Here is a 23,418-nt window from a genome sequence, read left to right as displayed (position 1 = left end):
CAGGATGATGCCGAACGACTGCATGCAACCCTTGCCCGAACCGTTTCGATGTCGCTTGCCGCCCCGCCATCCCTGGACAAGTCGAGCATGCCCCGAGGCGGAGCGGGCGGCCAGCGCGTGGAACTGGCGCGCACGCTCCGCCGGACGCGCGACCAGCTGATCTCGGCCGATGGCATGCCGCCGCGAATCGAACTGGAGCTTTTGCGCCAGCACGTTCCCCAGTTCTCGGCCGGCCTGCCGATTCTGGCGATCATCGTCGGTGCCGCCGGCGCCCTCTTCGCGCTCGCCGATCTGCCGGTGATGATCGCCTGGGTCTGCCTCAATCTCCTGACGGCCCTGCCGCTGCTCGTGATGCTGCGCGCCTTCGAGAAGACAGCCCCGTCGATGGTCGCGGCCTTCTCGTGGCGTCGGCGCTTCCAGGCCGGTCACGTCGTTCTCGGCGTGCCCTGGGCGATCCTGATGCTGTGGCCGTCCTGCGAGGCCTGCGGCTTCGAGGCGCTCGATGCGGTCCGCCTCGCCGTGGTGGTCGCGGCGATCGCGACCCTCGCGCTGATCGGCGCAAGTCTCAAGGGCGTCGTACTCTGGAGCTTCGGGCCGCTGGCCCTCGCCGCCGCCTATCTCGCCTCGACCACGGACGACCCGTCGCGCATGGCGCTTCATGGCGTCCTACTGGCCGCCGTTCCGTTCTTCGCGGTGGTGTCCAGCCGGTTGCGTGCGTCGAAGGTGGATCGCATCCGCCACCGCACGGAGCGCGACCAGTTCACCTTCGAGATCGAGGCGGCGCGGATCGCGTCCGATCAGGCCCGGCAACGCGCGGAGGAAGCGAACCTCGCCAAATCGCAATTCCTGGCAACGATGAGCCACGAATTGCGCACGCCGCTCAATGCGATCCTTGGGTTTTCCGAAGTGATCAGCGAAGAGATTCTCGGCCCCGTCGGCAACGACACGTATCGCGACTATGCGCGCGACATCCACAATTCGGGACAGCACCTTCTCGACCTTATCAACGAAATCCTCGACCTTTCGCGCGTCGAGGCCGGTCGCTACACGCTGAACGAGGAGGCCGTGAGCCTCGTCGCGATCGCCAAGGCCGCCATCGGCTTCGTGCAGATGAAGGCCGACACCAAGCGGATCGAGATTCGCGCCGAGTTCGAGCCGGACCTGCCGCAGCTCTGGGGCGACCCGCGCTCGCTTCGGCAGGTGATTCTCAATCTCCTGTCGAACGCCGTGAAGTTCACGCCGCCCAAGGGGCGCATTCTCGTGCGGGTCGGCTGGACGGCAGGCGGCGGGCAATACGTGTCCGTGCGTGACAACGGCCCGGGGATTCCGAAGGAGGAGATGCCGCTCGTCCTATCCTCGTTCGGCCAGGGAACCAACGCCATCAAGAGCGCCGAGCAGGGCACGGGCCTCGGCCTGCCCATCGTTCAGGCGCTGGTCAGCCTGCACAACGGCTCGTTCGAGTTGAGTTCCGCAGCCGGTCAGGGAACCGAAGCGCTCGCCACGTTCCCCCATGCGCGCGTTCTCGAAGTCATGCCGGCGCTTGGCGATCTGTCCTAGCGGCGCGGAGCGAACACGTCGCAGCGAGGCGACGTTGCGGTGCCTCTGGCGCCGCCATATCTCCTTGCCCATGACATCGACGTCCAAGCCCCTCGCCTCCCCTTGCGTTCGCGTCTGCGCCCTCGATGCCGCCGGCGCTCTATGCATCGGCTGCGGGCGCACGATCGAGGAGATCGCGGGCTGGTCCGACATGTCCGAGGAGGGGCGACTGGCCGTCATGGGCGAACTCGACGAGCGCCTGCGTAAGGTAGAGGCGCTTTGAGATGCGGTCCGGCACCCTACTCGTGGTCCTGTTGGCGGTCGTCGGCCTAGCACTCCTGGCGCTGACCTTCGGCGGCGGCGAGGTGCTAGGCCTTCGGGACGATGCGTTTGCCTCGTTGGTCTACATGGGCCTCTGGACCACGCTTCTCGGCTCCGGTCTCCTCGTGGCCTTTCGCGGACGGTGGGGTGAAGCTGCTCGCAGCGCGGCGATCTGGATCGCCGCATTCGCGGTGCTGATCGCGGCGTATGCGTTCGGTCCCGAGCTTCGCACGGTCGGTGATCGGATGATGGCGGTGCTCGTGCCCGGTCGCACGGCGACCCTCAGTGGCGCCGACGGTCAGGTGATGGTGGCGCGCGGAGACGGTAGCCATTTCGCACTCGACGCCGAGGTGAACGGCCGGCGCGTTCCGTTCCTCGTCGATACGGGAGCGAGCGTCATAGCCCTCGACCCGGACACGGCGGCGGCGATCGGCATTGATCCGGCGAGCCTTCGATACACGGCACGCATCCGGACCGCGAACGGAGACACCGTGGCCGCGCCCGTCACGCTCGACAGTGTTCGCGTCGGCAACATCGAGCGGCGGCGCGTCTCGGCCGTCGTGACCCAGGGAGACGGGATCGGCGTCAATCTCCTCGGCATGAGCTTTCTCGGCACCCTGTCGTCGCTCGACTTCCGCGGCGACCGGCTGGTGCTTTCGGACTGACGGCGATCAGAACGCGCTGACCATAAAGCGAAGCGCCACCGTCAGCAGGAAGAGACCGAACCCCACCTCCAACTGACGCCTGGTCAGGCGGTGCGCCAGCGTCGCACCAAGCTTCACGGTCGGCATCGACATCGGAATCAGGATCGCAAGGGCCGCAAGGCTAACATTTCCGAGGCTGAGCGGGGGCAGGTCCAAGTGACCCCAGCCGCCGATGATGAAGGGCACGACGCCGGGGATGGCGATCAGGACGCCGACGCCCGCGGACGTCGCGACCGCCTGATGCATCGGACGGCCGTAGAGCGTCATGAACGTGTTGTTCAGCACCCCGCCGCCGATCCCCATGATCGCCGACAGGCCACCGATCAGCAGTCCCGCCACCGTGCGTCCGACATGGCCCGGCAGGTCGCTGCCGAGCACGAAGGGCAGCTTGCCGATCAGCATGCGCAGCCCGAGCACGAGAGCGATGGCGGCAAAGATTGCGGCCAGCACGTCGGACGGCAGAAGGTTGGCGATGGCGCCGCCAAGAATCGCACCCAGCGGCACCGCGATCAGCCACTGCTTCAGCAACGCCATGTCGACGGCGCCGCGTGCCATATGGGCACGAAGCGAGCGGATCGAGGTCGGGATGATCAGCGCAAGCGACGTGCCCACTGCGACCTGCATCCGTACGCCGGACGCGACATCAAGCGTCGTCAGCACCTGATAAAGGACCGGGACCGTGACGGCGCCGCCGCCGATCCCCAAAAGGCCCGCGAGGAAGCCGGACAGGAGGGCGCCCGCCGCGAGAAGGGCCGCAAGCGTCCCGATGTCCGCCCAATCCATTGCAGAAGGTCCTCGCCGTCAGGCCGCAGCCGCGCTTGCAGGATCGAGCTGCACCTCGGCAAAGGCGTCGCGTAGAAGCTCCGGCGTCGCTCCCGGACGAACCGCTCGCTCCGACAGGATCTGACGCCAACGACGAGCGCCCGGCAGGCCGGTGAACAGCCCGATCATGTGGCGCGTGACGTTCGACAGGCGGCCGCCGGCGGCCATGTGCCGCTCGGCATAGGCCGCCATCGCGTCGATCAAGGCGGGGTAGTCGACCGGGACCGGCGGCTCGCCATGGCAAAGCTCGCCGACGCGTGCGAGTTCGGACGGGGTCTGGTAAGCGCCCCGCCCCATCATCACGCCATCGAGGCGATTCAGATGCGATGCCGCGGCCCCGGTCGTCGCGAGTCCGCCATTGAGGCCGACGAACATTTCGGGCAGTCGCTGCTTCAGCCGATAGACGCGCTCGTAGTCGAGCGGCGGAATCTCGCGGTTCTCCTTGGGGCTCAGCCCCTGCAGCCACGCCTTGCGCGCGTGAACCCAGATCGCCGAGACGCCGGCTTCCACGGCCCGGTCGGCCAACGCATCGAGCGCCGGTTCCGGGTCCTGGTCGTCGACGCCGATCCGACATTTCACCGTGACCGGGATTGCGACCGCCTCGCGCATCGCGGCGAGGCAGCGTCCGACGAGGTCGGGATCGCGCATCAGGCAGGCACCGAAGGCACCTGACTGAACCCGGTCCGATGGGCAGCCGACATTCAGATTGATCTCATCGTAGCCAAAGGCTTCGCCGATCCGTGCGGCTTCCGCGAGCTTGGCCGGATCGGACCCGCCGATCTGGAGCGCGAGCGGGTGTTCGGCAGCATCGAAGCCGAGAAGCCGGTCCCGGTCACCGTGCAGGATCGCATCGGCGACCACCATCTCGGTGTAGAGAAGCGCCCGAGGCGCCAGCTGCCGGTGCAGGTAACGACAATGACGATCGGTCCAGTCGATCATCGGCGCGACGGCGAACCGGACGGGGAGATAGGGGCGCATGGGGTCCGGGCCGTTTTCGCGAGCGACGGGATAAAAGAGGAGCCGGCGGGTTCGCTTTGCAAACGCTGGAGGATTGCATATAGGTTCGCCGCACGAACGATCCGACAGATTTACGAGGAAGATCCCTTGTCTTCAACCTTCGACCGGGTCGCCGACATCATCGCCGAGACCAGCGAGATCGACCGCGACCAGATCACCCCCGAGAGCCATACGATCGACGACCTCGGTATCGATTCGCTCGACTTCCTCGACATCGTCTTCGCGATCGACAAGGAATTCGGCATCAAGATTCCGCTCGAGAAGTGGACGCAGCAGGTCAACGAAGGTGCGGCTTCCACGGAAGAGTACTTCGTCATGAAGAACCTCTGCGCCAAGATCGACGAGCTGCGGGCCGCCAAGGCGGTCTGACCCGGCCGACCGCACGATCGAGCACCTATCTTCCGCGGGCGCCCGGCGCGCCCGCGCTTACCCTTCGACGGAACCGACCATGGATCAGCCCGCGCGAGACGTCTTGATCACCGGGGTCGGCTTGGTTTCCTCGCTCGGCGAGGGCGTCGAGACGCATCTGGCTCGGCTGGCCCCGTACGGCAACTTCCAGCCGGCGATCGAGAGCGTCGAGCCGACCGGGCATTTCGTCCATCCCCTCCCCCCGATCGACTGGTCGCTGCAGATCCCGAAGAAGGGCGACCAGCGCCAGATGGAAACCTGGCAGAAGCTCGGCGTCTATGCGGCCGGTCTTGCCCTGACGGATGCGGATGTCGCAGCCGACGAGGCGACGCGTGCGAAGGTGGACATGATCGTCGCGGCCGGCGGCGGTGAACGTGATCCGGACGTCGACGCCCTCGTGATGGCGCGCGCGCGCGGCCAGAACGATCCGCTTCCGATGATGAACGAGCTTCTGTCGAGCGAACTGCGCCCGACGCTGTTTCTCGCGCAATTATCCAACCTCATGGCCGGCAATATCTCGATCGTCCACAAGGTGACGGGCTCCTCGCGCACCTTCATGGGTGAGGAAAGCGCCGGCATCTCCGCCGTGCAGGTCGCCGCAGCGCGCATCCGCGCCGGCCAGAGCCGCATCTGCCTCGTCGGCGGCGCCTTCTCGGCCGCTCGCAAGGACCTTCTCGTGAATTACGAGCTCGGCGGATACCTTCTCGGCGGCGACTGGCGGTCCGTGCCCGCCCGCACGAGCGCGGACGCCGGCTTTGTCCCGGGAAGCGTCGGAGCCTTTCTGGTGCTCGAAGAGGCCGAGCACGCTCGGGCACGCGGCGCGACGGCCTATGGGCGTCTCAGTTTCGTTGCCGGCGACCGCGGACCGCGTGGCGATGGCCGGCTTGCAGAGCGCCTCGGGCGTCTGTTCGATGAGAGCGGCGTCAGCGACGAGGAGCTTCTCGTCCTGTCCGGCGCGAGCGGACAGGCCGATGCCACAAGCGAGGAACTGGCGCTTCTCAACCGCCGATTCCCGCAGGCGGCCGTTCGCACCTTCGGAAGCGCCGTTGGCCACGCGATGGAGGCACATTTTCCAACCGGCGTCGCACTGGCCGCCATTCACCTGTCGGCCGGTCGCCTCCCCGCACCTGCTGCCGGCGGTGAGGAACGCCCCGCCGACTTCGCCCCGTCCCGCGCTCTCGTGACCAGCGTTGGCCACGTCCGGGGCGAGGGCGTTGCGCTGGTCGAGGCGATCGAGCCCCGCTGAAGCATGACTGTTGAGCCGGGCGCTCCGGCGCAAGGACGGATGGAACGGATGACGTCTCGCGATCTCGATTTTCAGGGTCGGCCGATGGTCGCGGTCACCGGCGTCGGCGTTGTGTCGTCGCTCGGTCGCGGCGTTGCCGACAATTGGGCGGCCCTGACGGCCGGCCACTCCGGTATCCATCGTATCACGCGGTTTCCGACCGACAACCTGCGCACCACGATCGCCGGCACCGTCGATTTCATGGCCGTCGAGCCGTGGAGCGGCATCGCACTGTCCTATGCGCTGGCGGAGGCCGCGGGGACGGAGGCCATCGCTATGGCGGGCCTCGACCCCACGGCTTTCGGCGCCCCGCTGTTTCTGGCCGCCCCGCCGATCGAGCTCGAATGGTCGCAGCGGCTTGTGCTGGACAAGCTCTCGGGCGAGGCGCGCGAGGAAGCGGGCTACGACCGGCTTCTCGAACTCGCGCGCACCAACCGTTCCGCCGCGATCTACGACCTGACGCTGTTCGGCGGCATCTCCGAGCGCCTGGCCGATACGCTCGGCACGCGCGGCCTGCCGATCACGCTGTCGACCGCCTGCGCGTCCGGCGCGAGCGCAATCCAGCTCGGGCTGGAAGCCATCCGGCGCGGCGACGCGGAACGCTGCATCGCCATCGGTACCGACGGCTCGGTCGGCGCCGAAGCCCTGATCCGCTTCTCGCTCCTGTCCGCCCTGTCGACGCAGAACGAGAATCCCGAGCGCGCCTCGAAGCCGTTCTCGAAGGACCGCGACGGCTTCGTGATGGCCGAGGGCGCAGGGGCGCTGGTGCTCGAGTCCTTGGCGTCTGCCCGTGCCCGCGGCGCCGAAATCCTCGGCGTCGTCCACGGCATCGGCGAGCAGGCGGACGACTTCCACCGCACCCGCTCCAAGCCGGACGGCTCGCCAATCATCTCGACCATCCGCGCCGGCCTCGACGATGCCGGCCTGACGCCGGCCGACATCGGCTACATCAACGCCCACGGCACGTCGACACCGGAAAACGACCGGATGGAATACACCGGTCTTGCGGCCGTGTTCGGCGATGCGATCGCCTCGGTGCCGATCTCGTCCAACAAGTCGATGATCGGCCACACGCTGACGGCCGCCGGGGCGATCGAGGCCGTGGTTTCGATCCTGTCGATGCGCAACGGCACGCTTCCGCCGACGATCAACTACCAGCAGCCCGATCCGGCCATCCCGCTTGACGTGGTGCCGAACACGGCGCGCTCGGCCGATGTATCGGCTGTCCTGTCCAATTCCTTCGGTTTCGGCGGCCAGAACGTCTCGCTCGTTCTCGGCCGCGAGCCGCGCTGACCGTTCTTCCAGGAGCTTCCATGCGAGCCTTGCAACTCGTCGCCGACCGAGACCTGCGGACCGTCGAGGTCGACGCGCCGGGCGCCCCCGGTCCCGGCGAGGTGACGGTTCGCATCCAGGTCGTCGCGCTGAACCATATCGACGTCTGGGGTTGGCGCGGCATGGCCTTCGCCAAGCGCAAGCTGCCGCTGACGATCGGCGCGGAGGCGTCGGGCGTCGTCGAGACGCTGGGCGCGGGCACCTCCGGGCTGGTGCCCGGTCAGCTCGTCTCGATCTACGGCGCGCGTACGTGCGGGCTCTGCCACGCCTGCCGCGAAGGCCGCGACAATCTCTGCGAGCATGTCGGCGGCGTGCACGGCTTCCATCTCGACGGCTTCGCGCAGGAGCGCATCAACCTGCCCGCGCGCCTGCTCGTGCCGGCTCCTCCGGGCTGCGATGCCATCGGCGCGGCGCTGGCGCCCGTCACCTTCGGCACGGTCGAGCACATGCTGTTCGACAACGCCAAGCTCCAGCCCGGCGAAACCATTCTCGTCCATGCCGGCGGCTCTGGCATCGGCACGGCTGCCATCCAGCTCGCCAAGCGCCATGGCGCGACGGTGATCACGACGGTCGGCTCCGACGAGAAGATCGAGCCGGCCAAGGCGCTCGGCGCCGATCACGTCATCAACTACCGCGCCGACCGCTTCGAGGGCGTCGTGCGCAAGCTCACCCGAAAGAAGGGCGTCGACGTCGTCTTCGAGCATGTCGGCAAGGACACGTTCGCGGGCTCGATGCTCTGCCTGAAGCGTGGGGGCCGGCTGGTCACCTGCGGTTCGACCTCGGGCGTCTCGACCGAGGTCAATCTGATGATGCTGTTCCAGCAGCAGCTCAAGCTCCTCGGCTCGTTCGGCTGCCGAATGGAGAACATGGCCGACGCGATGGAGAAGATGGCGCGCGGCTGGGTGACGCCCGTGATCGACACCGAGGTCGGCTTCGACGACATCGACGTCGCGCTGAAGCGCATGGAAGGCCGGCAGGTATTCGGCAAGATCGTGCTGCGCGTGGATCGCGACATCGCCGCATGAGCGGACGGTTGCTGGAACGTGTCTGGAAGCGGCAGCGGCAGTCGCGCGACTGGCTCGTCGCGCAGGCCCTGTTCGCGATGCTTGCCGTGCTCAGGCGGTTTCCCGCGCGCAAGGGTCTGGCGTTCGCCGACCGGCTTGCCCGATGGATCGGCCCGAAGACCTCGCGGCATCGGATCGCCATCGAGAACCTGACGCTCGCCTACCCCGAGAAGAGCGCTGCCGAGATCGAGGACATCGCCCGGCGCAACTGGGGCCAGATGGGTCGCATTGCGGCGGAATACGTCTTTCTCGACGAGATCTTCGATTTCGACCCCGCCCGCGAGCCGGGCACGGGAATGGTCGAAGTCGAGGGGATCGACCTGTTCCTCCGGCTGCGCGACAACCCGAAGCCGATCATCTTCTTCACCGCTCACCTCGGCTCGTTCGAACTTCTGCCGATCTGCGCCGCAACCTTCGGGCTCAATCTGACGGCGCTCTTCCGTCAACCGAACAATCGCTACATCGCGCGTAAGGTTCTGTCGGCTCGGCGCACGCGCGGCGGACATCTCGTTCCCTCCAAGGCCGGGGCGGCCTGGGCGCTAGCCGGCACGCTGGAGGCCGGCGGCAATGTCGGCATGCTGGTGGACCAGAAGTTCAAGCGCGGCGAGCCGACAACCTTCTTCGGGCGTCCCTGCCGCACCAATCCCCTCGTTCCCAAACTCGCCCGCAAGTTCGATTGCGACATCCACCCTGCCCGCTGCGTGCGTCTTCCAGGCGGGCGCTACCGGCTGTCGCTCGAGCCCCGGCTGGAGCTCAAGCGATCCGCCAACGGCGAGATCGACGTCGCGGCGAGCTGTCAGCAGCTGAACGACGTCGTGGAGCGCTGGGTGCAAGAGAATCCGGACCAATGGATGTGGTTTCACCGACGCTGGCAGGTGTGACGCGCACGTCAAGATCGCACACAAGCGATCCGCTTCCTTAACCTTCGTCGCCTAGGGTCGCCTGGCGAAGGAATCCGGGTGCGATGATCACATTCCTCAAACGGTATTCGGCAACGGCGATTGGCGCGGGCGCGGTGCTTGCGGCGGTATCGGTCGCGGGCGTGTATATCAGCAAGGAGACGGTCTCCAGCCTGCTTGCCTCGACCGCGCAGCAGCGCGTCGGGGGCTTCGTGACATATCTTGAAGAGACGAAGGGGGCCGTCGAAGCGCTCCTGACCGGCATCTCCCGCGATCCCGAACTCGAAAGCGAAATCCGGTCCGTCGCCCTGGCATCGGGCCTGACCAACTTCACGATCTTCAACCTTGCCGGCGAACCCCAGTTCTCGCTGAAATCCGAGGACCATGCCTGGCTGCTGCGCGAGCGCCCCGGCGGCATCAACGGTCTGGAAAAGCTCGCGGTCAGTGCCGTCGAGCGTCCCGGCCAGTGGAGCGAGGTGGTTCGATCAGCTTCGGGTGAAAGCCTTGTAATCTCACCGCTCGAACGCGCCGGAACGCGTCAGGCCTTCGTATCGGTCGCGCCCGACATGTCCGGGGTGGAGGAAAATCTCGCCAAGACCGTCGGACTGGCGGTGGCTGGCCTGATCGGCGTTCTCGTGACGGGCGCCGGCGTCCCGGGCCTCATCTATATTCGGCGCAAGTGGCGCATCGAACAGGCCGACGAGCGCATCCAGTTCCTCGCCAATCACGATACATTGACCAAGCTCCTCAATCGAAAGCGGATCGAGGAGGAAGCGGGGCGGATCCTCGCGACTTGCCGCGCCACGCGCGAGCGCCTCGCGGTCTGGGCCGTCGACATCAAGGGCCTTGGGGATATCAACCAGACGGTCAGCCAGGCCGGCGGCGACGAGCTTCTGCGGACCGTCGCCGATCGCCTGATGCGCATCAACGATCGCAACGATCTCGTCGCCCGCACGGGCGCCGACGACTTCATGATCGTCCAGCGCAACCTGCGCGGCATGAACGATGTCGAGGCGTTGGCGCGGCGGATCCAACAGGAGATCGAGGCGCCGGTCACGATCGAGGGGATCGAACTGACGCCGCAGCTGTGCATGGGCGTGGCGCTGGTGCCCGAGCACGGGCGTACCATTGGCGAGCTGTTCCAGAACGCAGAACTCGCCGTGCTCGTCCACAAGAGCACGAAGCAAGGCGACTTCGTCCTGTTCGAGCCATCGATGGACGAGGAGGCGACGCGTCGCCGGATGATTGAACGGCGCATGCGCGAAGCTCTGGAGCACGAGCAATTTGAGCTTTTCTACCAGCCGATCGTGCGCGCCAGCGACCAGACGATCCTCGGCTTCGAGAGTCTGATCCGACTGCCCGATGGGAAGGGCGGCTATATCCCGCCCTCGGTCTTCATCCCGATCGCCGAGGCGCGAGGCTACATCAAGGCGATCGGCGACTGGGTTCTTCGCGAAGCGACGCGCCAGATCGCGCTGTGGCCGGAAGAGCTGTTCATTTCCGTCAATCTCTCGGCCGTGCAGTTCCGCGACGGGGATCTCGTCTCCATCGTCCGCAACGCGCTGGAAGCTGCCGGCATCGCAGGCCGCCGGCTGGAGATCGAGGTCGTCGAAAGCCTGCTTCTCGATCGGTCCGACACGATCCTCGAGCAGTTGCAACAACTGAAGACACTCGGTGTGTCGATCGCGATGGACGACTTCGGCACCGGCTACTCGTCGCTCGGCTACCTCTGGCGCTTCCCCTTCGACAAGCTGAAGATCGACCAGTCCTTCATGATCGCCTTCGAGCAGGGCGAGCCGAACATACGCCACATCATCGGGACGATCGTCAGTCTCGGACACCACATGAACCTGAAAGTGGTAACCGAAGGCATCGAGACGCCTGCGCAGGCGAAGATGCTGATGGAAATCGGTTGCGATCAGTTGCAGGGCTACCTGTTCGGAAAGCCCGTTCCCGCTGAACGCGTGGCGGCCGAACTCCTCACCTCGCTGTCCAAGCGCGCGGTGGTTTCGGATGCCTCGACGACGTCGATCCCCGTCGGCGAACCGATCGCCTCGTTGGCTTGAGACCTGACGCCACAACCGGCGGCTAAAGGGCTCGCCGCTGGCATGGTAAATGAAAAGTCAAGAAGTCGCTGGAAATTTATTTCTTGTTAAGGCGAACCTTGTGCGAAGCGGGTCGTTGTACGGGAAACGAGGGCTTCTTCGATGCGCGTACTGATCCTGGAAGATGAACCGCTGATCGCCATGGACCTCGAGGACATCGTGGTCGAGACGCTGCAGGCGGACTGCGTCTGGGCCAGCAGCCTGACGGATGGTCTTCGGCGTATCCAGGAAGGCGTCGACTTCGCACTTCTGGACTTCGATCTGGGTGGTCACAATTCGACGTCGATCGCCCGGACGCTTGAGGACCTCAAGGTGCCCTTCTGCTTCGTGTCCGGAAGCCTCTCCGACGTTCCCAGCCGGTTCAGCCGGATCCCGAAGATCGCCAAGCCCTATCGTCCTGCGGATATCGTGCGGGCGCTGACGGCGGCCTGAAATCTGCGCTCGGGCCGAAAGCGTCTCTGCCTCCACGCTGGCTCCGGTACGCGAGACCTGATCCGGAGCGCGCCAGCGCGGCGACACCCGGATCATCGCCTTTTATGCTTACCAATCGACTAACGGCCCTCAACCCGCTCCATCGAGCATGAAAAAAGGCCGGCGAACCGGCCTTTCTCGTTAGCACGGCTTGGAGGCGAACGCCTTTCTCAGCGAGCCACGTCCTTGACCGCAGCGCCGGTCGCATCGACCGTGTTGCCGACGTCACGGCCCACGCCGCGCACGGTATTGGCGCAACCGGAAACCACCATGACGGCAGCGAGCGTTGCGGCGACGACGGAAATGCGACGGATCATGACCAAACTCCTCAGGGTCCCGATTGCGGCGAAGAAACGGCAACTGCGACATTCGGTTCCCTGAAGCGAACATATTTTGACGCGACCGGAATTTGCGGGTCATCATCGGCAGCGGCGCGACCTGTCTGACAGTTGAAGGCGTATCGCTTTCCACCGTACCGCCTCAGGCTTATGTCTGTTGGGGCAGGCCGTTCGTCGGCAGCGCTCGGGCATTTGCCGCGACAGGGAAGGAGCAGGCATGAAGTGGAAGGACGCCATCTGGCCCATCGTGGGTCTCGCGGCCGTGGTCCTCTCCTGCTGGATCCTCTATAAGGAAGTGCGAGGCCTCTCGCTCGACGACATCTGGGTGAGCTTTCAGAACGTGAGCTTCGGGCAGTGGGCGCTGTCGATCCTCTGTGCCCTGCTCGCCTATGCCGTGCTTGCCTATTACGACCGGCTGGCGCTTCGGCATCTCGGGCGAAGCGTGTCTCTCCCTTTCGTGGCGGCAACCTCGTTCACGACCTACGCCCTGTCGCACAACATCGGGGCATCGGTCTTTTCCGGGGCCGTCGTGCGCTATCGCGCCTACAGCTCGCGCGGGCTGACACCGTCCGAGATCGCGTTGCTCATCGCCTTCTGCTCGTTCACCTTCGCGCTCGGCATCCTTGTCCTCACCGCCCTGACGCAACTCGCCGACCCCGGCATGATCCGTCGCTATGTTGACGTCGATCCCTGGGTGCCGATCGGACTGGCCGTCCTGATCCTGCTTCTGGTGGGGCTCTATGTCTTCGGCAGCTTCCGCGGCTTCCGGCCGCGCAAGATCGGAGGTTTTCTGCTGCAATACCCGAGGCGCGACGTCGTTCTGCGTCAGCTTATCGCCGCCCCGCTGGAGATCGTGGCCGCCGCGGGCATCATCTACTTCGCGCTGCCGCCGGAGACCAATCCGGGTTTCGTGATCGCGCTCGCGATCTTCGTCGTGTCGTTCTCCCTAGCGCTGGTGTCGCACGCGCCGGGCGGCCTCGGTGTCCTGGAGGTCACGTTCCTCACCGGACTGTCCGACGTGCCGGAGACCGACGTTCTCGCGGCCCTCTTCGTGTTCCGGATCCTCTATCTCCTGATCCCGTTCGCGGTCGCGATCGTAATGGTCCTGAGCTTCGAGCAGAATGCGATGCGCCAGCGTCGCCGGTCGTCGGCCGGCGTCCCCGCGCCGCGGGCCTGAACGCGCAAACGGCCGTAACGCTCAGCGCTGCCAGCGTTCCTGCCATTGGGCTTCGCCGATGAGACAGTTCGCGGGCGCCCCTTCCGTCGCCGCGGGGACGATGCGGTCCTGCCTCGCGCGGATCGGCCAGAGCCCGGCCAGTTCGAGGACCAGCTTGCGCCTGACCGCTTGCGGGAACTGCGCCCAGTCGTTCACGGGGATCATGAACGAGCCCGGACCGCCGATCACGCAATCGGTGTAGTAGCGGTCAAGATCCCGGATCGATCCCCAACCGCCGCGAAGATCCTCACCCTGCGTCATCAGCGGCAGGCCGTTGATCGTGATGCCGCGCGCCACCGCCGCATCGCGCGCGTCGGTGACCGGGCGCCCCTGATTGTTCGGCCCGTCGCCCGAGACGTCGATGACGCGGCGCATACCCTCGAAGCCGTTGCGGTCGAACAGACCGGCCGCGAAATCGATCGCCGAGGAGATGGAGGTCCGCCGCATCCGGTCCGGCCGCGCCTCGGACAGGCGATAGGCGAAGGCTTCGGCGGCTTCCTTGCCGTCGATCAGCGTCCAGGGCAGCACCACCTGCTGCGACGTGTCGCCGGCCCATTCGACATAGGTGACCGCTACGCGGCCGTGCATGCCGTCGGTGATCGCCTGCTGCAGTTCGGCGGAGCGGAAGGCGGCGACGTAGCCGTCCCGCTGGATGTCGAGCTCGCCGTAGTCCATCGACCACGAAACGTCGACTGCAATCACCAGCTCGACGTCGACCGGCTCCTCGCCCGCGGCCTTGGCGGGGATCGAGTTCAGGAGCGATCCGCAGATCGCAAGGGCGACGAGCTTCAGCATCGCATCAACGTCCGCCCATTCCGATTCGGATGCAAGTCCCGAACGAAAGGCTGCGACGACGGATGCCGTCGAGACGGTACTTAATGGCGGCTTAAGGCCGTTTTGTCAGAGTGTGGACGACCCGCAACTGCCGGAAGCCGTCGATGTCCCTCCCCCTCGAAACCCGCATCGGCGCCCATCGCGTGCCACACGTATCGCCCTCGTCCGCGATCCTGTCGCCGCTCGCGATCGGACTGGCGACGGTGCTGGTGGCGGCGCTCCTGCTTAGCCTGCCGATCTCGCTGCCAATCGGTGCAATGTACTGGGACGTCGTCGTCTTTATCGACGGGGGCTGGCGCGTGCTCAACGGGCAGACGCCGTCGGTCGACTTCTTCGCGCCCGTCGGCCCGCTCGGTTACTGGCTCTTTGCGGCAGGTCTCGAGATCTTCGCCAAGCCGCAGCCGCTCCTGCTGGCGCAGTGGATGCTGCTGCCGGTGACGCTCGCCGGCCTCCTTCCCGTGCTCGTGCGCATCGACAGGAGCTCGCGCACGCTGGCATTGGCACTGCTGCTGCCGTTCCTCCTGTTTCAGCTTCTGCCGACCAATCTCGAGCAGTTCTCGTCCTATCCCGGGTTCGACGGCTTCGGAATCTACAACCGCCACGGAACGCAGCTTCTCTACGTGCTGATGGTGGCTCTCGTGTTCGAGCGCCGTCAGCGCGTGCTCCTGTTCGTCATCGCCTGGACCTGCGCGGCGCTGTTCCTGTCGAAGATCACCGGTTTCATCGCGGCGGGCGGGCTATGCGCCTTCGCGTTCGCGGCCGGACGGGTGCGCCTGTCGACAGCGGTCGGTGCGCTCGCGGCCTTCGCGGCGGTGCTGGCTGGACTGGAGGCAACGACCGGCGTCGTCAGCGCCTATCTCGGCGATATCGCTTCGCTCGTCGGCATGAACGAGGGTGTTCTCATCAGCCGCTTCGTCCAGGCGGCTTCGATCCATTTCGGCATCTTCGCCTCGGGTTGCCTCCTCGTCGCCGCCCTCCTGTTCCTCGACAGCCGCCCCATCGCCTCGACGATCGGCGCCGCCGTGCGTCATCCCCTGCGAGCCGCGACCTGGGTCGCGCTTCTCGATCGGAACGCCGTCTGGCTGGGCGTCGCGCTCCTCGCAGGCCTGTTTTTCGAGACGCAGAACACGGGCGGTCAGGCCTTCATTTTCATCTGGCCGGTGCTAGTGCGCATCGCCTGCGACGCCTCGCGCCATTCCCAGCGCGCGACGGTTGCCGTTCTCGTCCTCGTCGCAGCCGTCGCGATGCCTCCGTTCGTCAACGTCCTGCACCGCTCGGCTCGGGCCGTCGTCGGGCAGCTGATGTACGTGAAGGTGCCGGCACAGAACCTGAAGGCCCTCGACAGCGTGACCCAGCGGCCCGAGGTGATCGACCGGGCGGCGCACATGATCGACAACTACGTCGCCTATCCCCGGACCTACGAGGCGCTGGCCGCCGACGGGCAGCTGCCGATCTTCAGCCTCTATTCCGAGCTCGATTTCCAGGCGGCGTGGCTGATGACGGCCAACGAGGCGGTGGACGCGATCCGCGCATACGAGACGGCCCACGGTGTGCGGTTCGAGACGATCATGAACCTCAACTTCGTGAACCCCTTCCCCTACGCACTGGGCCGTCAGGGCACGCCGTTCATCGCGATCGGCGCCGATCCGTTCCGTGCCATCCCGCCGCCGAACGCGCGGACGATCGAAGCCGTTCGCAACACGGACCTCGCGCTCCTGCCGCTTTGCCCGGTGACGGTGGCGAACCAGACGATCCAGAAGATCTATGCGGAAGGCCTGCGCGACCACGTCGCCGTGCCGCTGTCGCGGTGCTGGACGGCGTATATTCGCCCCGGACTGATCCGGGGCAATTGAGGCGACAACAAAAAGGCCGGGTCGATCGACCCGGCCTTTTTCGTGACGGGTATGAGCCTCCGGCTCAGCCCATCTGCGTCTTCACGAAGTCCTTGACGATCGAGACGATGCCGCGGCCGAGAAGCTCGTCCAGCGCGTCGCAGAACTGGTCGACGTTCTCGTGGGAGCAGATCAGCGGCGGCTCCAAGCGGATGACGTTGCGATTGTACTCGGTGAAGGCGACGAGGCAGTCGTAGTCCTTGAGGAGCAGCGCCCCGATGAAGCCCGACAGCGAGCCCTTCAGCTTGTCGTCGAGGAGCGCCACCACGGGACGCAGCGCGAAGGGCAGCGTCTGCGAGAAGTCGTGGAACTCGAGACCGACCATCAGCCCCCTGCCCCGGACCTCCTTGATGATCGACGGATACTTCTGCTGGATCGCCTGGAGGCGCTCCTTCAGGTACGCGCCGACCACCTCGGCGTTGCCGATCAGGTCCTCGTCGTAGAGGGTGTTAAGAGCCTCGATCGAGGTGGCGCAGCCCTCGCCGATACCGCCGAACGTGGCATGGGCATGGATCATCGCCGTCTTCGGCGTGCCGTAGGCCTTCATGTAGACGTCGCGCTTGGCGATCATCGCGGCCATCGCCGCCTTGCCGCCGCCGAAGCTCTTGGCGAGCGCGGTCACGTCCGGCACGACGCCGTGGTGCTCGAAGGCGTAGAAGCGACCGGTGCGCCCGTAGCCGCACTGCACCTCGTCGGCCACCCAAATGACCTTATGCTGGTCGCACAGCGCGCGAACGCCCTGCCAGTATTCGGTCGGCGCCTCGACGATGCCGCCGCCGCCCTGCACCGTCTCCAGCACCACGACGCCGACGTCCGGGTCGGAGCGCACGACGGCGGTCAGCGCCGCGAGGTCGCCGAAGGGCACGCGATAGGTGTTCTCGACCAGCTTGAACTCGCCCTTGTAGAGCGGCGAGTCGGTGATCGAAAGGACGCCTTTGGTCTTGCCATGGAACGAGTTCTCGGCATGGACGATCTTGCAGTTCTTGCGACCGCTAGCGCGCTCGGCGACCTTGATCGCCGCTTCCATGGCTTCCGAGCCGGACGAGCCGAGGAACACCATGTCGAGGTCGCCGGGCGAGCACGCCGCGACGTTCTTGGCCAGCGCAGCCGCGTACTGCGACAGGAAGGCGATGGCGATCTCGTGGCGCTTCTCGTCCTGGAACTGCTTGCGCGCGCCGACGATCCGCGGGTGGTTGTGGCCGAAGGCGAGCGAGCCGAAGCCGCCGAAGAAGTCGAGGATCTTCCGGCCGTTCTGGTCGATGTAGAACATGCCCTCGGCGCGCTCCACCTTCACCTTGTGGAAGCCGAGCAGCTTCATGAAGTGAAACTGGCCGGGGTTGATGTGCTCCTTGAACACGTCGGCCATGGTGCCGACGTCCATGGCCTTCGCCTGGTCGAGTGTCAGCATGTCGGGCTTGGGCGGCCCGAGGCGCGGGGCGTCGTCGAGCGCGGGGGCGGTGGTCGTCGGACGATCAAGCATGGCGCGGGCTCCTCACTCGGCCGGATGGGGATAGGCGGAGCGGGCGGCCGAGCGGCCCTCCTTCTTCGCGCGATACTCGGTATAGGCGGCGATCAGCATGTCCTCGTCGCGGTACTGCGGCACCCAGCCGAGGTCGCGCTTGCCCTTCGAGACGTCGAGCACGCACTCCTCGTCGGCGATGAGGTACTGCTCCGGGTCCATCAGCGGCATGTTCAGCCAGTCGAGGAAGTCGAGCGTACGCTTGACCGCAAAGCCCGGCGTCGGGATCAGGATCGACTTCGAGCCGGCATGGCGCACGAGGTCGCCGAGAAGCTTCTTCACCGGCGGCGGGTTGAGCGAGCCGAGATTGTAGGCCTCGTTCGGAACGCCAGCCTTCCAGGCGAGACGCGCCGCCTCGGCGCAGTCGAAGACCGAGATGAACTGATAGGGGTTCTTTCCCGAGCCGATCATCGGAACCGGAAGGTTCGCGTCGATCAGCTTGAACAGCTTCTCGAGGATCCCGAGGCGCCCCGGCCCGATGATGAGTCGCGGGCGGAACAGCGAGATGTTCATGCCGCGCCGGCGCCAGTCGGCGGCCAGCACCTCGGTGTCGAGCTTGGACTGGCCGTACTCGCCGAGCGGCGCGACCGGATGATCCTCGGTCATCGGCGTCGTGACCGTGTGGCCGTAGATCATGTCGGTTGTGAAATGGACGAGCCGGCCGGCGCCCGCGCGGTCCATCGCCTCGATGATGTGCTTCGTGCCGTCGTAGTTGACGGGGTAGAAGAACTCGTGGCGCTTGGCACGCACCTGCAGCGGCGACAGCATCTTGGCCGACAGGTTGTAGACCATGTCGTCCGCTGCGATCGGCACCCGGTTGACGGCGGCCGCATCGGTGACGTCGACGTTGAGATGCGTGGCGCGGGCGTAGTGCGGCAGGTCGGCCTTGGCGATGTCGGCGACCACGACCTCTTCGCCGTCCGAGACGAGGCGCTGGGCGAGATGGCGGCCGACGAAACCGTCGCCGCCGAAGATCACGTGCTTCATCGAATGGCTCCTTCGGTGGAATGGGTCTTGGCGGTGATGGTCACCGGCACGTCGTCGGCGATCGTAGAGCCCGTGCGGGCGATCAGGATCGTGCCGACGCAGATGAGAGCGATGCCGCCGATGCGGGCCGCGTTGAGTTCCTCGCCGAAGAGGAACCAGGCGGCGAAGGCGACGACGACATAGGCGAGGCTGAGGAAGGGATAGGCGTAGGTCAGCTCGACCTTCGACAGCACGAAGAGGTGCGAGGCCATCGAGATCACGAAGGTCAGGAGCCCCAGGAAGACGAAGGGGCTGAAGACGATCGAGAAGATCTTGAGGATCGGGTTGACGCCCGAAAAGCTCAACGGGCCGAGCTGCATCATCCCGTATTTCAGGAGCATCTGCGCGGCCGCGTTGGTGAACACGGTGAAGAGAATGAAGGGGATGTACCGGCTCACGCCTTGCCTCCCGGCTGTTGGATCTCGGGCCGGATCCTTGGCGGAACCGGTATGCCATGCGGTAAAGACGGGGCGGGCTCGCGCGGTTGTGAACCGGCATTTCCCCCGCCAGCGTCAATCAATCCTTGCCTACGCGGCCGCGCCGTAGTGCTGCCGTCCCGCGTCGAGCCGCAGCGCCGTGCGCCGCCAGAAGTCCGAGACGATCGCGGGGTCGCGCATCGCCTCCAGCCGGCGCCATCGCGGGAAGGAGGCGGCGAAGACCTCCGGTGACATGCGGGCGTCCTTGTAGGGGTTTACCGCACCGCCCGCCTCGATCGTGATCCGGTCGAGCTCGCCCATCAGGGCGAGCGTCGGGGGACCGCGATTGGGGAAGTCGAGCGTCAGTGTGTAGCCGCGCCGCGGGAAGCTCAGGAGCCCCGGGCTCGGCAGGTCGCCGAACCGCTTGAGCACGGTGAGGAACGAGCCCTGGCCGTGGGCCATCGCGCATTCCATCAGCGCCCGCACCGCCTGCCGACCCATTTCCTCCGGCACGACGCTCTGGTGCTGGCGAAGGCCCTGCGGCCCGTAGAGCCGGTTCCAGCCGCCGATGCGGTCGAGCGGATAGAAGAACCCATCGAAGGGCACGTTGCGCCTGACCTCCGCCCGGCGAAGCTTGCGGAAGTTCAGCTCGTTGAACGCCTTCAGCGCCAGACCACGCAGTGGACTGACAGGCGGCGTGAACGGCACCGAAAACAGCGGCCGCCGGGCGCGGCCCGTGTGGTCGCCCTTGCCGGCATGGTCGCCGCAGATCAGATGGCCGCGGCCGAAGCGGGACCCGCGCGCCAGCTGGTCGATCCAGGCGACGGCGTATTCGTGGCGCTCGTCGGCCTCCGCGGCCCGCGCGAAATAATCGTCGAGGCAGGACAGCCGCTGCGTCGTCTCGCAGATGGTCAGGGACGGCACCGCGAGGAGGCGGAGGCGAACGCGGGTGACGATGCCGGTCAGGCCGAGCCCGCCGATCGTGGCGGCGAAGACGTCGGCATTCTGCGTGCGAGAGCAGACGAGCGTACCGAGGTCGGAGCGCGTCAGCGTGAAGGATTCCACCCAGGCCCCGAAGGTTCCGCGACGGTGATGGTTCTTGCCGTGGACGTCGTTGGCGAGAGCCCCGCCGAGCGTGACGAACTGGGTGCCCGGCGTCACCGGAAGGAACCAGCCGTGCGGGGCGATCCGCTCGGTGATCTCGTGGAGGAGGACACCGGCTTCCGCCTCGATCACCCCTTCCTGCAGGTCGAGGGAGAGGATGCGGTTGCGCACGCGCATGTCGACGAGGACGCCCGTCTCGTTGAGGCACGTATCGCCGTAGGATCGGCCGTTGCCGCGCGGCAGAAGTCCGGCTTCATTGGGCGCGACCGGGAACACGGCCGCCTGCGGCGCCTCGATCGCCCGTCGCCCCTCCGGCGGGGGTGGCATCCGCCCCCAGTTCTCGTAGAGCTCAGGCATAGGCCGCCACCAGGAACATGCAGGCGCCGAGCACCATCATGATCTGCGAGCGCCAGTCGTGCATGATGAAGACGACCGGATCCTCGTGCATGTGGTTGCGGCGAGCGAGAACCCAGATGCGCACGATGATGTAGAGGACGAGCGGGCAGAGCGGCCAGAGAAGATAGGGGTGCGAGTAAAGTTCGCGGACCTCGGCGCTGTCGATGTAAAGAGCGAGAACCATCACCGCCGCAAAGCCGGAGGCCATGCCCGCCTGCCCCACCGTGTCGAGGTCGACGTCGACATAGCCGCGACCGGTCGAGGAGCGGTTCGCGCCGCCGCCGAAATCCATGATCTCGACGAAGCGCTTCACCAGCGCCAGCGACAGGAAGAAGAAGATCGAGAAGGCGAGGAGCCAGAAGGACTCGTTGGAGTCGATCGCCATGGCACCGGCGATGATGCGCGTCGTATAGAGTCCGGCGAGCGTCAGGACGTCGATCAGGAGCATGCGCTTCAGCGCGAAGGAATAGGCGGTGGTCGCGACCATGTAGAAGGCGAGCGTCGCCATGAACTCCCATGGCAGGACAGCCGCAATCGCGAAGGACGACAGGAACAGGCCCGCCGCCAGGGCCAGCCCGACCGGGATCGGCACGAGGCCGCTCGCGAAAGGACGCTTGCGCTTGGTCTTGTGGCGACGGTCGGCGGCCAGATCCAGAAGATCGTTCAGGATGTAGACCGAGGACGCCGCGAGCGAGAAGCAGATGAAGGCCAGAAGCGCCTTCAGCGCCATCGGCACGTCGAGGAATTCGTGGTTCAGCGCCATCGGCACGAACACGAGGACGTTCTTCGTCCACTGGTGCGGGCGCATCGCCTTGAGCATGCCGCGCGCGAGCGAACCGGTATCGGTGATGAGACGCGAGGGGCGCGTCGCCGCACCATGCCAGCGGCGGGCCGAGCGGTCGGGCTGGACCACGGTCGCGCTTTCGGCCGCTTCGAACAGGCAGACGTCGTCGTGCGAATTGCCGACATAGTCGAAGGCTTCGCCGTCGCAGCGAGCGCGGATGCGCTCGAGCTTGCGATCGGCGGAAAGATTGGTCGTCCGGTCGCTCGCCATCACCTCGTCGAAGAGACCGAGATGGGCGGACACGGCGTGGGCGAGGCGTTCGTTGGAGGCGGTGGCCAGAATAATCGGCCGACCGGCCTCGCGCTCGGCCTGCAGCGTAGCGACCACCTCCTCGCGATAGGGGAGCGTCGCCGCGTCGATCTCGGTGCGCGCCGCCAGCTCGTCCTTCAGGACCGCCTTGCCCTGAAAGGCCCAGCCGAACAGGCGCCAAAAGCCGAGCGGCTGCTGGCGCGCGAAGTGAAACAGGCTTTCCCACAGAAGGTCTCCACGGATCAACGTTCCGTCGAGGTCGACGAACAAGGGTCGTCCCGTTCGAGTGACGTAGGTATCCATGACATTGTCCTTCCCGAGGCTTTGTCAGCTGCGGGGGACTATCTTCGCGGCGAGGTTTCCCCACGGTAAAACAAAGGAAAATCGTCCGGATATTGCCGAACATGCTTAAGAGGATGCCGCAGGAAACGCGGGCATTTGAAAGAGTTGGCACAGCTCTGAAACAGCGGCGTCATCGGCTTTCTTGCGTGGAGCCTACCGACAGGCGAAAGCGGGCATCACGCAGCGGTGAGCCGTTCTTCAGTGTCTGAAGAAAATCCAACCAAGGCTTTGAACTGGTTTGCGAAACGCTCCCTTCCCTCGCTTTCAGGATCGCACAGCGCGTGTTCTCAAGGCAACACTCGCGGAGCCAAGCCGGCAAGGTCGGCTTGCGTTCGCTCGCTCGACATTATCTTGTTCACACGAGAGGCGGAGCGATACCGACCTTCCGATTCCAAAATAACAGCCGCCCCGCATCGACGGACGGCGGCACGCTGGAGATCAACCATGAAGCGCCTTGCCCTGCTGCTCGCCTCGGCCGCCCTCGCCTCCCCGGCTTTCGCCGCCGACGTCGTCTACGAAGAGCCGGCAGCGCCGATGGCGGTGATGGCCCCGGTCGCCAACTGGACCGGCCTGTACCTCGGTATCCAGGGCGGCGGCGCCTTCAATCCGGACAACGGCGACAACCTGTCGATCGTCCCGAACTTCGGCGGTGCCGGCGCCGCCTTCCTGACCAACGCCTTCGGCAACAACTTCTCGTCAGAGTTCGAGTCGAGCTTCATCGGCGGCGCGCACATCGGCTACGACTACCAGATCGACCGCTTCGTGGTCGGCGCCCTCGTGGACATCAACGCCCTCGACATCGCGCAGCGCTCCAGCGCCTTCTCGAACACGCCGGCCTTCTACACCGCCGAGCGCAGCCTCGACTATCTCGCGACCGGTCGCCTGCGCGCCGGCTACCTCGTCACCGACATGGCGCTCCTCTACGCCACGGGCGGTGTCGCGTACGGCGAGATCGACTACGGCTTCTCGACCAACAGCCCGGCCGTCACGGCCGCCTTCCCGGCCGTCATCAACTCGGACGAGGACGACTGGGGCTACTCTGTCGGCGGCGGCATGGAAGTGAAGGTCACGCAGAACATCTCGTTCGGCGCCGAGTACCTCTACACCAACCTCGGTGATGGCGGCTCCTCGACCATCCTGAACGGCGGACCGTTCGACGGTTCGGGCGCGGCGGTCATCCCGGGCCAGTTCACCGACTTCCGCTCGAGCGGCGACTTCGACTTCCACACGATCACGGCGAAGCTGTCCTACCGCTTCAACTGATCGAGCCTTCCGGCA

Annotated in this window: 22 protein-coding genes; 13 read left to right on the top strand and 9 right to left on the bottom strand. The window is 66.1% G+C overall.

Annotation, left to right across the window (positions count from 1 at the left end; all coding sequences use genetic code 11):
- Window positions 1-87: 87 nt before the first annotated feature.
- The 3 genes from ACLNGM_RS12355 (at window position 88) to ACLNGM_RS12345 (ending at window position 2,522) form a co-directional block, all read left to right on the top strand.
- Window positions 88-1,557 carry a sensor histidine kinase gene (locus ACLNGM_RS12355; RefSeq protein WP_416355146.1) on the top strand — a complete coding sequence of 490 codons (1,470 nt, stop codon included), beginning with the start codon at window positions 88-90 and terminating at the stop codon, window positions 1,555-1,557.
- A 70-nt stretch (window positions 1,558-1,627) separates the two neighbouring features.
- Window positions 1,628-1,819 (top strand): DUF1289 domain-containing protein, encoded by a 192-nt coding sequence (locus ACLNGM_RS12350; RefSeq protein WP_416355145.1) that lies wholly within the window; start codon window positions 1,628-1,630, stop codon window positions 1,817-1,819.
- Window position 1,820: 1 nt separating this feature from the next.
- Entirely contained in the window at window positions 1,821-2,522 is a 702-nt protein-coding gene (locus tag ACLNGM_RS12345) for a retropepsin-like aspartic protease family protein (RefSeq protein WP_416355144.1), read from the top strand.
- Between the two features lie 6 nt (window positions 2,523-2,528).
- On the opposite strand, the gene ACLNGM_RS12340 is transcribed toward ACLNGM_RS12345, so the two are convergent.
- Complete coding sequence (locus ACLNGM_RS12340; protein WP_416355143.1) at window positions 2,529-3,344, bottom strand: sulfite exporter TauE/SafE family protein; 816 nt, start codon at window positions 3,342-3,344, stop codon at window positions 2,529-2,531.
- A gap of 18 nt (window positions 3,345-3,362) precedes the next feature.
- On the bottom strand, window positions 3,363-4,361 hold the full coding sequence (gene dusA / locus ACLNGM_RS12335) for a tRNA dihydrouridine(20/20a) synthase DusA (RefSeq protein WP_416355142.1): 999 nt from the start codon (window positions 4,359-4,361) through the stop codon (window positions 3,363-3,365).
- Window positions 4,362-4,487: 126 nt separating this feature from the next.
- Between dusA and ACLNGM_RS12330 the strand changes: the two genes are divergently transcribed.
- From ACLNGM_RS12330 to ACLNGM_RS12300, 7 genes are all read left to right on the top strand, one after another.
- Window positions 4,488-4,769, top strand: a complete 282-nt coding sequence (locus ACLNGM_RS12330; RefSeq protein ID WP_090960313.1) for an acyl carrier protein — start codon at window positions 4,488-4,490, stop codon at window positions 4,767-4,769.
- A 79-nt stretch (window positions 4,770-4,848) separates the two neighbouring features.
- Entirely contained in the window at window positions 4,849-6,054 is a 1,206-nt protein-coding gene (locus ACLNGM_RS12325; protein WP_416355141.1) for a beta-ketoacyl-ACP synthase, read from the top strand.
- A gap of 48 nt (window positions 6,055-6,102) precedes the next feature.
- On the top strand, window positions 6,103-7,386 hold the full coding sequence (locus ACLNGM_RS12320) for a beta-ketoacyl-ACP synthase (RefSeq protein WP_416355140.1): 1,284 nt from the start codon (window positions 6,103-6,105) through the stop codon (window positions 7,384-7,386).
- A 20-nt stretch (window positions 7,387-7,406) separates the two neighbouring features.
- Window positions 7,407-8,450, top strand: a complete 1,044-nt coding sequence (locus ACLNGM_RS12315) for a zinc-binding dehydrogenase (protein WP_416355139.1) — start codon at window positions 7,407-7,409, stop codon at window positions 8,448-8,450.
- Entirely contained in the window at window positions 8,447-9,370 is a 924-nt protein-coding gene (locus ACLNGM_RS12310) for a lipid A biosynthesis lauroyl acyltransferase (RefSeq protein ID WP_416355138.1), read from the top strand. Before ACLNGM_RS12315 ends, ACLNGM_RS12310 begins: the two co-directional genes overlap by 4 nt.
- Before the next feature lie 83 nt (window positions 9,371-9,453).
- On the top strand, window positions 9,454-11,454 hold the full coding sequence (locus tag ACLNGM_RS12305; protein WP_416355137.1) for a putative bifunctional diguanylate cyclase/phosphodiesterase: 2,001 nt from the start codon (window positions 9,454-9,456) through the stop codon (window positions 11,452-11,454).
- Between the two features lie 141 nt (window positions 11,455-11,595).
- Window positions 11,596-11,925 (top strand): hypothetical protein, encoded by a 330-nt coding sequence (locus tag ACLNGM_RS12300; protein WP_090960329.1) that lies wholly within the window; start codon window positions 11,596-11,598, stop codon window positions 11,923-11,925.
- 209 nt (window positions 11,926-12,134) lie between these two features.
- On the opposite strand, the gene ACLNGM_RS12295 is transcribed toward ACLNGM_RS12300, so the two are convergent.
- The gene (locus ACLNGM_RS12295) at window positions 12,135-12,281 is read right to left on the bottom strand and encodes a hypothetical protein (RefSeq protein WP_175526768.1); all 147 of its coding nucleotides are present in this window, start codon (window positions 12,279-12,281) and stop codon (window positions 12,135-12,137) included.
- Window positions 12,282-12,519: 238 nt separating this feature from the next.
- Between ACLNGM_RS12295 and ACLNGM_RS12290 the strand changes: the two genes are divergently transcribed.
- Window positions 12,520-13,479 carry a lysylphosphatidylglycerol synthase transmembrane domain-containing protein gene (locus ACLNGM_RS12290; RefSeq protein ID WP_416355136.1) on the top strand — a complete coding sequence of 320 codons (960 nt, stop codon included), beginning with the start codon at window positions 12,520-12,522 and terminating at the stop codon, window positions 13,477-13,479.
- A 21-nt stretch (window positions 13,480-13,500) separates the two neighbouring features.
- Here ACLNGM_RS12290 and ACLNGM_RS12285 read toward each other — a convergent pair whose 3' ends face one another.
- Window positions 13,501-14,313, bottom strand: a complete 813-nt coding sequence (locus tag ACLNGM_RS12285) for a DUF1194 domain-containing protein (protein ID WP_416355135.1) — start codon at window positions 14,311-14,313, stop codon at window positions 13,501-13,503.
- Between the two features lie 143 nt (window positions 14,314-14,456).
- Here ACLNGM_RS12285 and ACLNGM_RS12280 point away from each other — a divergent pair, with 143 nt between their 5' ends.
- Window positions 14,457-16,205 carry a hypothetical protein gene (locus ACLNGM_RS12280; RefSeq protein ID WP_416355134.1) on the top strand — a complete coding sequence of 583 codons (1,749 nt, stop codon included), beginning with the start codon at window positions 14,457-14,459 and terminating at the stop codon, window positions 16,203-16,205.
- 64 nt (window positions 16,206-16,269) lie between these two features.
- Here ACLNGM_RS12280 and ACLNGM_RS12275 read toward each other — a convergent pair whose 3' ends face one another.
- From ACLNGM_RS12275 to ACLNGM_RS12255, 5 genes are all read right to left on the bottom strand, one after another.
- Window positions 16,270-17,724 carry an aspartate aminotransferase family protein gene (locus tag ACLNGM_RS12275; RefSeq protein WP_175526769.1) on the bottom strand — a complete coding sequence of 485 codons (1,455 nt, stop codon included), beginning with the start codon at window positions 17,722-17,724 and terminating at the stop codon, window positions 16,270-16,272.
- 12 nt (window positions 17,725-17,736) lie between these two features.
- Window positions 17,737-18,750 carry an NAD-dependent epimerase/dehydratase family protein gene (locus ACLNGM_RS12270; RefSeq protein WP_416355133.1) on the bottom strand — a complete coding sequence of 338 codons (1,014 nt, stop codon included), beginning with the start codon at window positions 18,748-18,750 and terminating at the stop codon, window positions 17,737-17,739.
- Complete coding sequence (locus ACLNGM_RS12265; protein ID WP_416358437.1) at window positions 18,747-19,130, bottom strand: EamA family transporter; 384 nt, start codon at window positions 19,128-19,130, stop codon at window positions 18,747-18,749. Before ACLNGM_RS12265 ends, ACLNGM_RS12270 begins: the two co-directional genes overlap by 4 nt.
- A gap of 186 nt (window positions 19,131-19,316) precedes the next feature.
- Window positions 19,317-20,666, bottom strand: a complete 1,350-nt coding sequence (locus ACLNGM_RS12260; protein WP_416355132.1) for an FAD-binding oxidoreductase — start codon at window positions 20,664-20,666, stop codon at window positions 19,317-19,319.
- Window positions 20,659-22,101: a UbiA family prenyltransferase gene (locus ACLNGM_RS12255; RefSeq protein WP_416355131.1), complete on the bottom strand. Its 1,443-nt coding sequence runs from the start codon at window positions 22,099-22,101 to the stop codon at window positions 20,659-20,661. Before ACLNGM_RS12255 ends, ACLNGM_RS12260 begins: the two co-directional genes overlap by 8 nt.
- 483 nt (window positions 22,102-22,584) lie before the next feature.
- Here ACLNGM_RS12255 and ACLNGM_RS12250 point away from each other — a divergent pair, with 483 nt between their 5' ends.
- On the top strand, window positions 22,585-23,403 hold the full coding sequence (locus ACLNGM_RS12250) for an outer membrane protein (protein WP_416355130.1): 819 nt from the start codon (window positions 22,585-22,587) through the stop codon (window positions 23,401-23,403).
- Window positions 23,404-23,418: the final 15 nt, after the last annotated feature.

The sequence above is a fragment of the Aureimonas phyllosphaerae genome (assembly GCF_047943035.1).
Lineage (GTDB): Bacteria > Pseudomonadota > Alphaproteobacteria > Rhizobiales > Rhizobiaceae > Aureimonas > Aureimonas phyllosphaerae.
This window is presented reverse-complemented; position numbering and strand designations above follow the sequence as displayed.